Genomic DNA, 12360 nt, shown 5'->3' with positions numbered 1-12360 from the left:
ACGCCGGGCTCGGGTCTGTGACCAGATCAGCCCGCCCACGCCGACCCCGCGGGACCTGGACGCGCTGGCGGCACCAAGCCGCTACCTAGAGAGTTCAGGGGTTTTCCCGATAGTGACTGTTGGAGATGCAGCGCAGACTTGGACTCACCCGACGGACCACCGAACAGAGGCATCATGCAGCAGCCGAGCATCGACCGCATCGCCGCGGTTTTCGACAGAAACGCCACACGTTATGACCGCCAGATCGGCGCGTTCGAGCGATTTATGCTCGGTGACGCGCGTGGTTGGGCCGTGGGTCATGCCAGGGGACGGGTCCTTGAACTTGCCGTAGGCACTGGGTTGAACTTGCCCCGCTATGGCAGCGAGGTGGAACGGGTCATCGGCGTCGACGTCTCCCAAGGTGTCCTCGATATCGCTCGACAGCGTCCGCACCGCCAGGATCTCGCGGTGCAGCTCCGTCTGGGTGACGTGCAGGACCTCGATGTTCCTGACTCGAGCGTCGATACGGTGGTATCGACCTACACTTTCTGCACCATTCCCGACCCGGGACGTGCCTGTGCGCAGGCGTACCGGGCGCTGGTCCCGGGTGGGGTTTTCGTGCTCGCTGAGCACGGACCATCCACCTCAGCACCGGCTCGGCTCTTCATGCGCTTGATCGAGCCGATCAGCGTCAGGTTCGGGGCCGACCATCTGCTGCGTGACCCGATTCCCTACCTGGAAGCCGCCGGATTCGTGATTTCCGAATCACGTCGCACCGGCCGCGGTGGGGTCACCTTCCGGGTCCTGGCGCAAAAGCCCGCTGATTGAGCAGTCGTCTGTCGCGAGTAGTCGTCGGCCCGGTCGTCTGGGCGGTTTCGGATCATCTATTACCCTGGCGGCGTGCAGAGCAGGCGTCGCGGTGTAGCTGTGCGAGTGGGACTCGCGCGGTTGACCGCGGTGTTGGCAGCTCTGGTGGGACTGGCGATGATGCAGACTTCACCGTGCGCGGATGAGGTTCGCGCCTTCGGTCATGACATGCGGTGCGCGACCATCAATGTGTCGTCAGCTGCTGTCAGCGAGGAGGGCACTTCTGCTCCGTCAGCGTCGGAAGTGGCGGACGACCTCGACGCTGGCGCTGATCTTCTCGCCGGCGCCGTGCTGGGGCCGGCGGCTCCGGTCGGAGTGCTCGGGCTGTGTGTGATTCTGCTCCTGCGCGTGTTGTTCGCCGTGGCTCGGCCAGCCCGCGCCCGTCCGATCCTTGTTGTACCGGCACGCGCGGGGCCGCGCCCGCGCAACATTCAGCGGCGCTGCCACGCGCACAGCTTGGCCATGCTCTGCGTGTTGCGCACATAGGAGCAGGCCTTCTCTCGGTGCGTCCTAATGTTGTCGGCATCCGCAGTCGGCACCGCCGACGCACCATTCGGGGCAACTGCTTGACGCGGCCGTGTCGTGTTCGACGCACGGCAAACTGCCCATCACCGTCATCCATAGCGAGCGGTCTCTGTCGTCGGCATCGGATGCGCCCTCTATGGCGGGAAACCGCGCGCACCGAGACCCGTCCGACATTCCCGCTTTCGGAAAATAGTAAGGAACCGACATGCCGCAAAGACAGAGCAAGGCTGGCGAGGCCCAGCGTATGAACACGTCAACCCCGGACAAACGAGTCTCTCGCCGAGCGCGAAACTTGATGATCTCGGCCGTGATCGTTGCAGTCTTCGTCGCGGTGGCCGCCGTGATCGTCGCGATCAACTCCGGCTCCGAGAAGGGCCAGCCCGTCGCGGGGGCCGACATTCAGAGCGTGCTCGTCCGCGACAACAGTCATCGGGTCGGTCCCGTCGGCGACGGCAAGGTCACGCTGGTGGAATTTCTCGACTTCGAATGCGAGGCCTGCGGCGCGGCGTTTCCCTTCGTCGAGCAACTTCGCGAAACCTACAGCGGGCGAGTGACATTCGTCGTGCGCTACTTCCCGATCCCGTCGCATTTCAACGCCGAACGCGCGGCACGGGCAGTGGAGGCCGCCGCCGGGCAGGGCGCGTTCGAGGCGATGTACAAGAAGATGTATGAAACACAGACCGAGTGGGCCGAGCAGCGCGTTCCGAAGGACGACGTCTTCCGCGGCTTCGCCAGCGAACTCGGTTTGAACATGACGCAATGGGACACCGCCTACAGCGATCCTGCCACCCTGCAACGAATCAAGGACGACGTCGCCGACGGCCGAACCCTCGGTGTGCAGGGAACGCCCACCTTCTTCCTCGACGGTGTCAAACTCCAACCGCGCTCTACCGAAGACTTCATCGAGGCCATCGATGCCGCACTCGCCAAGTGAGGCAAGCATCGCCACGCCGACTCGGAGAAGGGACTATCGGGACCCGTTCCCGCGGCTGCTGCCCTGGCTGTTGCTGATCGGTGGTCTCCTCGGCACGGTGGCCGCGAGTGTGCTCACCGTAGAGAAGATGGCGCGACTGCGGGATCCCTCCTATGTGCCGAGCTGCAGTCTGAACCCCATCGTGTCCTGCGGGTCGGTCATGGACAGCCCGCAGGCGGCGGCGTTCGGTCTCCCCAATTCCGTGTTGGGGATCGCCGGGTTCGCGGTCGTCACCACTGTGGGTGCCGGGCTGCTGGCCGGAGCACGGTTTCAGCGCTGGTTCTGGTTGGGACTGCAGGCCGGTGTCGGCTTCGGCGTGGTGTTCGTGCACTGGTTGATCTACCACACGCTGTACAGCATCGGGGCCTTGTGCCCGTACTGCATGGTGGTATGGGCGGTGACGATCCCGATCTTCGGTTACGTCACCCTGCGCAACGTCGTGGTGGGTGATCTCCCTGTCCCCGCCGCTGCTCGGGGGCTGGCCGACGTCATAGCCGACTACCACGGGGTCGTTCTCACCGTGTGGGCTCTCACGATCGTGTCGTTGATCGGCATCCGCTTCTGGAGCTACTGGAGCACGCTGCTGTGAAGGTGGGCGCCGATCCGCGCCACTCACCCGTCTACTACGATGCATAGTAGACGGGTGGTGATAATGGAGAAGATATCGCGCGTACAGCCGACTACTCGATGGCTGATCGTTGTCCTGCTGGTGATTGTCGCGTTGATCGTGGCGATCTGGCCGCGATCAGCTTCGTCGCAGACCCGATTCGGGCAACCAGGTGCGTCGGCGGATACGGTCACCGGCTCCGCCGTGAGCGCTCCCGAGGTGGGGCACGCGGGCCTGGCCCAACTGCGGCGTTGCCCGACTCCCGCCGTATCGCCGCCCGCCGACGCCGACTTGCGCGGCGTCTCGGCGCGGTGTCTCGGGTCGACCGACGTGGTCGACCTCGGCGCCGCGCTCAGTGGTGAACCGACCTTGATCAATCTCTGGGCATCCTGGTGTGGGCCGTGTCGAGAAGAGATTCCCGTGCTCGATGCGTACGCGAACGAGCCCGGTTCGGTTCGCGTCGTGGGGATCAACGTGCAAGACAACCCTGTCGTGGCCCTGGATCTGCTGACAGCACTGGGCGCCAGCTACGCGTCGTTCGTCGATTCCGGCGACGTGCGCGGGGCATTGTCCGCGCCCCCGGTGTTGCCGCTGAGTTTTCTTGTCCAGCCGGATGGTTCGGTCGCGCGCATCACTACACCCGCTGTGTTCGACAACCCTGCCCAGATTCGGGCCGCGATCAGTGAGATGACCCGATGATCCAGCGACAAGGCACGCGAACGACCGCACGACCCACTCCAACTCGAGCTCGGCGATCCCGGTTGATCACCGTGCTCGCCCTGGGTATCTGCTCGGTGATCACGGTGACCGGTTGCGCCTCGGGCTCCGATTCGGTCGCGACCGGTGGTGGCACGTTCGATTTCGTTTCGCCGGGTGGGCAGACCGACATCTTCTACGATCCGCCGGAGTCTCGCGGGCAGATCGGGGTCTTGTCGGGGCCCGACCTCATGGCCGAAGACAAGGTTGTGTCGGTGGCCGACTATGCCGGGCAGGTGGTGGTGATCAACCTGTGGGGTCAATGGTGTGGGCCGTGCCGCGCTGAAGCCGACGACCTCGAACGCGTATACGCGGCCACCAAGAACATGGGAGTGCAGTTTCTGGGGATAAACGTCCGCGATCCCCAGCGTGACAAAGCCCAGGATTTCGTCATCGACTACAAAGTTGGCTACCCGTCGATTTATGACCCCTCGATGCGGACGCTGATCGCGCTCGGCGGCAGCTATCCCACCAGCGTCATCCCATCCACTTTGATTCTGGATCGGCAGCACCGGGTAGCGGCCGTGTTCCTGCGTGCCCTGCTGGCAGAGGATCTGCAACCGGTGATCGAGCGTGTGGCGGCAGGACGATGACGGCGCTCGCCCAGGGGATCGGCACCAGTTTTCAGACTGCCGCCGCGACCGGGCCGCTGCTGCTCGCGCTCGCTGCCTGCGTACTCGCCGGGCTGGTCTCGTTCGCCTCGCCGTGTATTGTCCCGTTGGTGCCCGGGTATCTGTCCTACCTCGCCGGTGTTTCCGGTGCCAGCACCTCACCTGGGGGCGCCGATGAGCCGGGCTCGGGTGGCGACCGCTGGCGGGTGGCCGGCGCGGCGGCACTGTTCGTCGCCGGGTTCACCGTCGTGTTCGTCCTTGCCACCGCGTCGGTGTTCGGGGTGATCGGAGCGTTGCGGATCAACGAGGATCTGCTCCAACGCATCGGTGGAGTGGTCACGATCGTGATGGGGCTGACCTTTGTCGGGCTCATCCCGGCGCTGCAGAAGGACACCCGCTTCGCCCCGTTGCGGATCTCCTCGCTTGCCGGAGCGCCCTTGCTCGGGGGAGTGTTCGGGTTGGGGTGGACGCCCTGTCTGGGGCCGACTCTTGCGGGAGTCCTCTCGGTCGCCGCCGGAACCGAAGGCACGACCGCCGCGCGCGGCGTGGCGCTGATCGTCGCCTACTGCGTCGGACTCGGATCACCGTTCATCGTTCTCGGCTTCGGCTCCGCGAAGGCCTTGCGTGGTGTCGGCTGGTTGCGCCGACATTCCCGGACCATCCAGATCGCCGGTGGCGTCATGCTGATCCTGGTGGGCGCGGCGCTGGTCAGCGGTGTGTGGTCGGTGTTCATCGGCTGGCTGCGCAATGAATTCGTCACCGCGGTCGTGCTGCCGATATGACACCGTGCCGACCCAGCAGAGTACCTCCGATACGGTCGGCCGACGATCATCCGGTGCCCCAATGCTGTTCGGTGACTACGCCGTTCCCCGCCAGCAGGCCGACGGGGTCGATCTGTGAAGGCCGGCGGATTGGCCGCGATCCTGGGTCACGGACTACCTGCACGCCGTCTGGTGGCCAACTTCGATGAGCGAGAGCAACTCTCACTTGCCAACTCCACCACCTGGAGGAGCTGAGCCTGCTTCGCTCACATGACCGAACGGTCGGCGTCGAGCGGTTGGTCGTTCGACACCGCGATGTTGGATTCGATGATCCAGCAGACGGTGGAGTCGTCGTGGCTGGTGGGCTGGTCGGTGCGGGAAGTGTCCAGCAGTGTTTGCAGGTGGGCTTCGAGGGTGATGAGTTCGGCGATTTGTGCACGGACCTGGTCGAGGCGCTCGCTGAGGATGGCTTGGACATGGCCGCAGGGTTGTTCGCCGCGGTCGTGGACGGACAGGATCTGACCGGCTTCGCGCAGACTCAGCCCGGCCGCTTGGGCGCGGCGGATGAACTGCAACCGGGCCAGGTGCTCGGAGCTGTAGTCGCGGTAGCCGGTCGGGGTGCGGTCCGGTTCGGGCATCAAGCCTTCGCCCTCGTAGAACCGGATCGTTTTCGTCGTGACCCCGCCCGCTGCGGCCAGTTCACCGATCTTCATCGCATACTCCCTCGGATCCGCCCCTTGACATTCCATCTTACTGGAAGGTTCAGGATGGGACTGTCACGCGGGACGCGTGTGGATCGATGTGAGATTCGTCATCTCGATGTCAGTTGGCGACCTGGGGATTCGTCACTCGTGTCAGTAGCATTCGTCACGAGATGTCAGTAAACAGCTGGTCAAGCGCCACTTTCAGAGTGACGAGGCACGGCTGGAAGAGCCCTCGGGAATCGCTACTGAGAACGCGTTGGTGGGGTTGGCGGCGGCGGCGAGCGAGTTGTTGAGTACCCAGGCCTCCGAACCTGATATTCGTGGTGTTGCGAGCTGTCCGCGCGACCTACCGAATCGCTTAGTAGTATCGCCGCGTGATCTTCGCGCCGATGATTCCCCGACGGGCCGCGCTGCTGCGGCTCGCGGTGGTGCTGTCGGCGTTCGTCGGGATCGCCCTCGTGCACGGGGCGCAGTGTCAGACCGGTATGCCGATGGGGATGGTGCAGTCGGTCGTCGTGCTCGATGGCGCGGCGGGTCAGTGCGACACAGTGGCCAGTGATCCCGGCCCGCACGAGCATGACCACGGCCTCGGTTCCGGGACGGGCGTCAATGCGTCCGATTCGCCGATGACGATGGCCGATGATGCCGCGCCTGCGCCGCCGGTGGGCCTGGTGATGGCGTGCTTGGCGGCATTCCTGGCGTTGCTGGCGGCGTTCGTCTTTGCGCGTCGAGGAGTCGTCGCCACTGTGCTGCTGCAGGCTCAGGATGTGGGGATGACAGGGGTGCGGGCGGTCCTGCCGCGTGCACCGACTTTGGCGCAACTCTGCGTGTTGCGGACATAGAGAGCACTCGCCCGGGATGTGTCGGATGTAGCGACCGTCTCGGGTTCCGCACCGACGGCTTCGTCGTCGGTGCGGTCACTCATGCCGTTCTCTTCCCTCTCCTCGCAGGAGTCTTTGTGAATCTTGTTCCTGTTCTCGTCACCGGCTTGTTCGCCGGTGGTGTGTCCTGTGCCGCCGTGCAAGGCGGCCTGCTCACCGGCTTGATCACCCGCCAGCGCGCCGCGACATCAGTGGTCGCCACGGCGCCGTCCACCGCGGGAGCCTCCGCCGACCCGACTGCGACATCGACAACGGAGCCGGGCTGGCACCGGCGCGTGGCCGACGATCTCGCCCCGGTCGGCGGTTTCCTCGCCGGGAAACTGGCCTCGCACACCGTGCTCGGTGCGGTGCTGGGTGCGGTGGGTGGTGCCGTGCAGTTGTCGACCGGTGCGCGGACCTGGCTGCAGATCGGGGCCGGACTGCTGATCATCGCCTTCGGTCTCGCGCAACTGGGCGTGCCGGGATTCCGGGGCATCGTGATCGAACCACCCGCGTCCTGGATGCGGGTACTGCGCAAGCGGGCGCGTTCACAGGCCGCGATGGCGCCGGCAGTGTTGGGTGTATTGACGGTGCTGATCCCGTGCGGAGTCACCCTGTCGGTGGAAGCGCTGGCTTTGGCGTCGGGGTCACCGTGGTGGGGTGCGGCGATCATGGCGGTCTTCGTGCTGGGTACCAGTCCGCTGTTCGCGGTCCTCGGATACGCCGCCCGAGTCGCGGCCACCGTGTGGCAGGGCCGATTGACCCTGGCCACCGGTCTCGTAGTGCTCGCGATGGGCTTCTACACCCTCAATGGAGGCCTGGAACTCGCCGGCTCGCCGTTGGCGGCCAGCCGGATCGGGGAGTCGATCGGATTCGAACCGCCGGCGGCGGATGCCTCGGCCGCCATCGTCGCCGACGGCGTGCAGACTCTGACGATCACCGCGAAGACCGGCTCCTACAGTCCGGCGAATATCGAAGCCGTCTCGGGCGTGCCGACCACAGTCGTCGTCAAGACCAGCGGCACCCAGGGATGTATCCGGTCGATGGTTTTCCCGAGCCTCGGCATCACCAAGACGCTGCCGACCAGCGGCGAAACTCGCATCGACCTGGGCACTTTGCAGCCCGGCCGCTTGGACTACACCTGCGGCATGGGCATGTACTCGGGCATGATCACCATTCTCTGAAGGGACAACTCCGCATGACAACCCACATCTTCCGGATCGAAGGCATGCACTGCGGCAGTTGCGCACTGCTCATCGACGACACCCTCGAGGACCTGCCCGGCGTGACCAGCACACAAACCTCGATGAAGAAGGGCCGCAGCACCGTGGAGCTCGATGCCACGATCACCACCCCCGACGACGTGATCGCCGCGATCACCGAGCTCGGCTACACCGCGGTAGTCGACGGATAGTTACGGGACCGGCCAGGGTTGCGTCAGCAGGTCCGCGTTGATCTGCTGACGCACCCACAACGCCAGCACCGCAACCCCGAGGACGATCCGCAATGCCCGGCCCATGCCGGGACGCAACGCGATCTGCAACCAGTGGCCGGTGAGCACGCCGACCGCGCCGCGGGCCAGCGCAAGGACAACAACTGTGGCGAGGACGAGGACGCCCGGGTTGTAGCGAAGCGACTCGGACACATCGCCGGCGAGTAACAGGTAGGTGGCCCGCGTTCCGCCGCAGAAAGGGTCCATGAGCCCGAGGAAATGCGTCGGTCCATGCAGATCCACCGACGGCACCCCGACCACCCGCAATGCGGTGGCGGCGACCGCGATCACCACGGCGGACACCGTGAGCCACAGCAACCGGTCACCGCCGCGCCGGGCGGCTGTGTCAGGGGCTATCGACCGGTCTGTCATCATCGATTCCTTGCCTAGTACTGGATACGAAAACTCGTTCGCCGAACGCGGAGACGCTGAAACCTTCCCCTAGGTGAAGGTCAAGCACGGGGTCGACCGGGCAGAATGTCGCGTATCGACGTTTCGCCGGGACCGTTGGCACTGTGCTCGCCTCCGACGGCGGCCAGGAGGGCCGCGAGATGAGATTCCAGCATGACGAGGTCTGAGATCTTGGTACGGACCTGCGCAAGTCGCGACCGCAGAAGCTGCTCGACATGGCCGCAGGGCGCTTGGTCGCGATCGATGATGGCGAGCACCTGCCTGACCTCGGTCAACGAAAGCCCCGCCGCCTGCATTCGTCGGATGAACCGCAGCCGGGTGATCTGATCGGGGCCGTAGTCGCGGTATCCGCCTGGAGTCCGGGCGGGCTCGGGAATGAGGCCTTGGCCTTCATAGAATCGAATGGTCTTTGCCGTCGTGCCGCTCGCCGTGGCAAGTTCACCGATCCTCATCCCCGCACCTCCTGAGCGGCGGCATCGCGCTGCTGTCCGCCGCTGAATCCTCCGGAATCGGGCGTCCGGCACTTCCGGATCACACACTTCATCATGAACCTTCCAGTCGAGTGGAAGCGCAACTGGAATCGAGGAATCGCTGCCGACTGCGCAGTGCCGACGATGGTTGGTGACACCTGCCGGAAACAGGATTTGCACACGGCGCCTTCACGGAATCTTCACGACCCGTATCTAGCGTGTCGGTAAGCCGGGGCTTGGTGGCGTGACATTGCCGATCTGAATATTCGGCTGTTGCACCGCCGTTGACAGCAACCAACTACGTAAAACGGAAAGCTATTCGGCTGATTCCGCTTCGTCGAGTAAGGACAATCGCCGTGGGTGAACTGCTGATCGGGACGACGCTTTTGGCATCGTTCTTCGCCGGAGTGGTAGCCCTGCTGGCACCCTGTTGCGTGTCGGTGATGTTGCCGGCGTATCTGGCCACCGGGTTCCGGCATCGGGGCGGGGTGGTGCCCGCGACCCTGGTCTTCGGTGCCGGGGTGGCGACGGTGATTCTGCCGATCGGTCTCGGAGCTACCGCGCTGAGCAGGTTGTTCATCGAACAGCACGTGTGGTTGTTCTCGATCGGCGGTGCGCTGATGGTGCTCGGCGGGATCGCGGTCCTGTCGGGGTGGAAACCGAATCTGCCCATGCCCGGCGCCCGCGCGGTGCGCGAGGGCAGCTTCGGTTCCGCCTACGTACTCGGCGCGTTCTCCGGTGTCGCCAGCGCCTGCTGTGCGCCTGTTCTGATCGGTGTGGCCGTGTTGTCGGGCGCATCGTCATCGTTCCCGGTGGCGCTCGCGGTCGGGTTGGCCTATGTCGCCGGGATGGTCGCGCCGTTGGCGCTCATCGCGCTCGTGTGGGACCGCCGCCGCGAGGGCGCCACCCGGTTGCTGACCGAGAAGACGCTGCGGCTGAGGGTGGGGCGCTGGGAACATCCGCTGGCGTTGGGCACCGCCGCCGGTGGTGCACTGTTGATCGTTATGGGCCTGCTGTCGGGCGTGCTGGCCTTCACCGGCGCGGGTATGAACGCCGGCGGCTGGCAGTCCGAGGTCAGCGCCTGGCTACAGCACGCCAGCACCCGCATTCAAGACACCGTGTCCTGGCTGCCGGGCTGGGTATTCGCCGCGCTGCTGCTACTCGGGCTTGCCGTACTCATCCGCCGTGCCATCCGAAGGACAGCGCATTCCGTCGCGTTCACCGAAAACACGGCGGCCGGTTGCTGCCACGACAACGACACCTCCGGGACGAGCCAAGAGTCCGGGCAGGAGAACCGACATGAACACCAGCAGCGGTAAGATCTCCATCACACCGACGCGCGGTCAACGCGACCGCACCAAAGACCGGCAGCAGCGAACAGCCCGTCTCGCGGCGTCCTCGCGTGCGTCGACGCCGCGGCGGTGGCCGATGATCGTCGCGGTGCTGGCCGTCCTCGCCGTCGGGGCGCTGTTCCTCATCTACCAGAATGCCCAAGGCGGCCGCAACGCCACCGACGGCGGTGGCGGCTACCGGCATGTGGCCGGAGAACCCGGCATCGGCGCCGCGGCCCCCGACTTCGCGCTGACCTCCACCACAGGAGAAACCGTGGCGCTCGGCGACTTCCGCGGCCGCAACGTGCTGCTCTACTTCCAAGAGGGTCTGATGTGCCAGCCGTGCTGGACCCAGATCGCCAACCTCGAGGCCAACACCGCCGCGCTGCAGGCGGCCGGGATCGATGCGGTGGTGTCGATCTCGCACGACCCGGTCGATCAGCAGGCACGCAAGGCCGCCGACGAGAACCTGTCGACCCCGATGCTGTCGGACCCCTCCCAGCAGGTCATCCGCTCCTACGACGCGCAGAAGTACGGAATGATGCAGGGGCAGATGGCCGGGCACAGCTTCGTCCTGGTCGGCCCGGACGGCACCATCACCTGGCGCGCCGACTACGGCGGCGCACCGGACTACACCATGTTCGTGCCGACCGACAAGATGCTCGCCGACCTGAGCAAGGAACGCAGCTCGTGACCGCGCCCATCGAGATCACCCTGCTCACCCAGCACGCCTGCGCCTACTGCGCTCACGCGAAACAGGTGTTGGAACGGGTGGCCCGCGACTACCCGCTGCGGATCACCGAGGTCGATCTGGCCGCCGAAGAAGGCCGCCGACTCGCCGAACGGGCGGGTGTCTTGTTCGCCCCCGGCGTCCTCGTCGACGGTGCACCGTTTTCCTTCGGTCGGCTCTCCGAGCGCAAACTTCGCCGCAACCTCGGCCGACCCAGAGGAGCTGCGACCGAACTGTCGATGTGATGCCGAACCCGCGCCGTCGGCCGATCTGGGTCGGATCCGTCGGGAGCGGACCACGACAGCGGCGTGGGCGCTACTCCATCTACTGCGGGCCCGCTGATGAGTGCATGGGGATTCGGCTGCGCCTGATCCGCCCGACCCGCAACGCGACCATCGAGGGCTCATTCAGCAAGTCCCCCGACGGGGGGACCTCGACGCGAAAGGAGGTGATCCAAATGAATCCCCTGCAGATGATCTGCGACATGCTATGCCGCGCAATGGGATCCTGCTGTCCGTCGATGTGATATCCCGGCCCGGCCGGATCGGTCAGCGTGGCGATTGGCCCGACCGGCGCGGGGCCGCCCACGGCAGCTGCCCAGCCAACCCCTTCGGGCCTCGACCCGGCAGGCAGCGGCACCGGCCGCAGGCGGCTTCAGCCACGGCAGCACCAGTACGGGGTCGCGCCCGGCTTCCCCGCGAGGGCGGTTGGACGCTGTTGTCACCACCGGCTGCCGGGTGATTCGGGGGTGCCCGTCGGCGGTTTTCCGGGCGCATGGCGACTACCGGGATTCGGTGAGACCGCTGCCGGCGGATCGGCCGAGCGCCCGCGTGGCGTCGGGGGCACTTTCGAGGATCCAGCACACCTCGGCGTCGGCTTGGCGGGCGGATCGGCCGCTGTCGGCGGCGTGGGCGAGCAGGGTCGTCAGATACGTTTCGAACACCTCGAGTTCGGCGATGCGGGCGCGCACGTGATGCAGTCGATCGGTGAGGGTCTGCTCGACCTGACCACAGGGGCTTTCGCCGCGGTCGTGCAGGGCGAGGATCTCCCGCACTTCGGTCAGTGACATGCCCGCGGTCTGGCAGCGGCGGATGAACCGCAGCCGGTCGACGGTGTCGTTGCCATAGCGGCGGTGACCACTGTGGGTGCGGCCGGGGGGTGGAACCAGGCCGGAATCCTCGTAGAAGCGGATGGTTTTGGTGCTCACGCCGGTGAGTTCGGCCACTTCACCGATTTTCATGCGTTTTCCCCTTGATCTTCCAGTCGACTGGAAGTGTAACCCT

At 65.8% G+C, this 12360-nt stretch carries 16 protein-coding genes; 12 read left to right on the top strand and 4 right to left on the bottom strand.

The features are described from left to right. Positions 1–174 precede the first annotated feature (174 nt). The 6 genes from NS1_RS19380 (at position 175) to NS1_RS19350 (ending at position 5100) form a co-directional block, all read left to right on the top strand. Positions 175–807, top strand: a complete 633-nt coding sequence (locus NS1_RS19380) for a class I SAM-dependent methyltransferase (protein WP_062986631.1) — start codon at positions 175–177, stop codon at positions 805–807. Between the two features lie 859 nt (positions 808–1666). Beyond that, positions 1667–2305 (top strand): DsbA family protein, encoded by a 639-nt coding sequence (locus tag NS1_RS19370; protein ID WP_062986627.1) that lies wholly within the window; start codon positions 1667–1669, stop codon positions 2303–2305. Further along, on the top strand, positions 2286–2933 hold the full coding sequence (locus NS1_RS19365; protein ID WP_084503838.1) for a vitamin K epoxide reductase family protein: 648 nt from the start codon (positions 2286–2288) through the stop codon (positions 2931–2933). Before NS1_RS19370 ends, NS1_RS19365 begins: the two co-directional genes overlap by 20 nt. Positions 2934–2996: 63 nt before the next feature. After that, on the top strand, positions 2997–3650 hold the full coding sequence (locus NS1_RS19360) for a TlpA family protein disulfide reductase (RefSeq protein WP_062986625.1): 654 nt from the start codon (positions 2997–2999) through the stop codon (positions 3648–3650). Next, positions 3647–4300: a TlpA disulfide reductase family protein gene (locus tag NS1_RS19355; protein WP_157125302.1), complete on the top strand. Its 654-nt coding sequence runs from the start codon at positions 3647–3649 to the stop codon at positions 4298–4300. Before NS1_RS19360 ends, NS1_RS19355 begins: the two co-directional genes overlap by 4 nt. Next, positions 4297–5100: a cytochrome c biogenesis CcdA family protein gene (locus NS1_RS19350; RefSeq protein ID WP_062986623.1), complete on the top strand. Its 804-nt coding sequence runs from the start codon at positions 4297–4299 to the stop codon at positions 5098–5100. Before NS1_RS19355 ends, NS1_RS19350 begins: the two co-directional genes overlap by 4 nt. 245 nt (positions 5101–5345) lie before the next feature. On the opposite strand, the gene NS1_RS19345 is transcribed toward NS1_RS19350, so the two are convergent. Beyond that, the gene (locus NS1_RS19345) at positions 5346–5792 is read right to left on the bottom strand and encodes a heavy metal-responsive transcriptional regulator (protein ID WP_062986621.1); all 447 of its coding nucleotides are present in this window, start codon (positions 5790–5792) and stop codon (positions 5346–5348) included. A 365-nt stretch (positions 5793–6157) separates the two neighbouring features. Here NS1_RS19345 and NS1_RS19340 point away from each other — a divergent pair, with 365 nt between their 5' ends. The 3 genes from NS1_RS19340 (at position 6158) to NS1_RS19330 (ending at position 8057) form a co-directional block, all read left to right on the top strand. Next, entirely contained in the window at positions 6158–6625 is a 468-nt protein-coding gene (locus tag NS1_RS19340) for a hypothetical protein (protein WP_062986619.1), read from the top strand. Positions 6626–6741: 116 nt separating this feature from the next. After that, a complete protein-coding gene (locus NS1_RS19335; RefSeq protein ID WP_062986617.1) occupies positions 6742–7827 on the top strand; it encodes an urease accessory protein UreH domain-containing protein in 1086 nt (361 codons plus the stop codon). Positions 7828–7841: 14 nt separating this feature from the next. Further along, the gene (locus NS1_RS19330) at positions 7842–8057 is read left to right on the top strand and encodes a heavy-metal-associated domain-containing protein (protein ID WP_062986615.1); all 216 of its coding nucleotides are present in this window, start codon (positions 7842–7844) and stop codon (positions 8055–8057) included. On the opposite strand, the gene NS1_RS19325 is transcribed toward NS1_RS19330, so the two are convergent. Both NS1_RS19325 and NS1_RS19320 read right to left on the bottom strand, forming a co-directional pair. Then, entirely contained in the window at positions 8058–8507 is a 450-nt protein-coding gene (locus NS1_RS19325; protein WP_062986614.1) for a DUF2752 domain-containing protein, read from the bottom strand. An 80-nt stretch (positions 8508–8587) separates the two neighbouring features. Next, on the bottom strand, positions 8588–8998 hold the full coding sequence (locus tag NS1_RS19320) for a heavy metal-responsive transcriptional regulator (protein ID WP_062986613.1): 411 nt from the start codon (positions 8996–8998) through the stop codon (positions 8588–8590). Positions 8999–9372: 374 nt separating this feature from the next. Here NS1_RS19320 and NS1_RS19315 point away from each other — a divergent pair, with 374 nt between their 5' ends. Genes NS1_RS19315 through NS1_RS19305 form a run of 3 tightly spaced genes read left to right on the top strand, consistent with a single transcriptional unit; the run spans position 9373 to position 11322 of the window. Next, positions 9373–10335 (top strand): cytochrome c biogenesis CcdA family protein, encoded by a 963-nt coding sequence (locus tag NS1_RS19315; protein ID WP_062986612.1) that lies wholly within the window; start codon positions 9373–9375, stop codon positions 10333–10335. After that, positions 10316–11041: a peroxiredoxin family protein gene (locus tag NS1_RS19310; RefSeq protein ID WP_062986611.1), complete on the top strand. Its 726-nt coding sequence runs from the start codon at positions 10316–10318 to the stop codon at positions 11039–11041. Before NS1_RS19315 ends, NS1_RS19310 begins: the two co-directional genes overlap by 20 nt. Continuing rightward, a complete protein-coding gene (locus NS1_RS19305; RefSeq protein WP_062986610.1) occupies positions 11038–11322 on the top strand; it encodes a glutaredoxin family protein in 285 nt (94 codons plus the stop codon). Before NS1_RS19310 ends, NS1_RS19305 begins: the two co-directional genes overlap by 4 nt. A gap of 536 nt (positions 11323–11858) precedes the next feature. On the opposite strand, the gene NS1_RS19295 is transcribed toward NS1_RS19305, so the two are convergent. Further along, positions 11859–12317 carry a heavy metal-responsive transcriptional regulator gene (locus tag NS1_RS19295; protein ID WP_062986603.1) on the bottom strand — a complete coding sequence of 153 codons (459 nt, stop codon included), beginning with the start codon at positions 12315–12317 and terminating at the stop codon, positions 11859–11861. Between the last annotated feature and the right edge of the window lie 43 nt (positions 12318–12360).

Source organism: Nocardia salmonicida NBRC 13393 (assembly GCF_001613085.1).
GTDB lineage: Bacteria > Actinomycetota > Actinomycetes > Mycobacteriales > Mycobacteriaceae > Nocardia > Nocardia salmonicida.
Note: the sequence above shows the minus strand (reverse complement) of the source record. Positions and strands in the feature narration are given on the sequence as shown.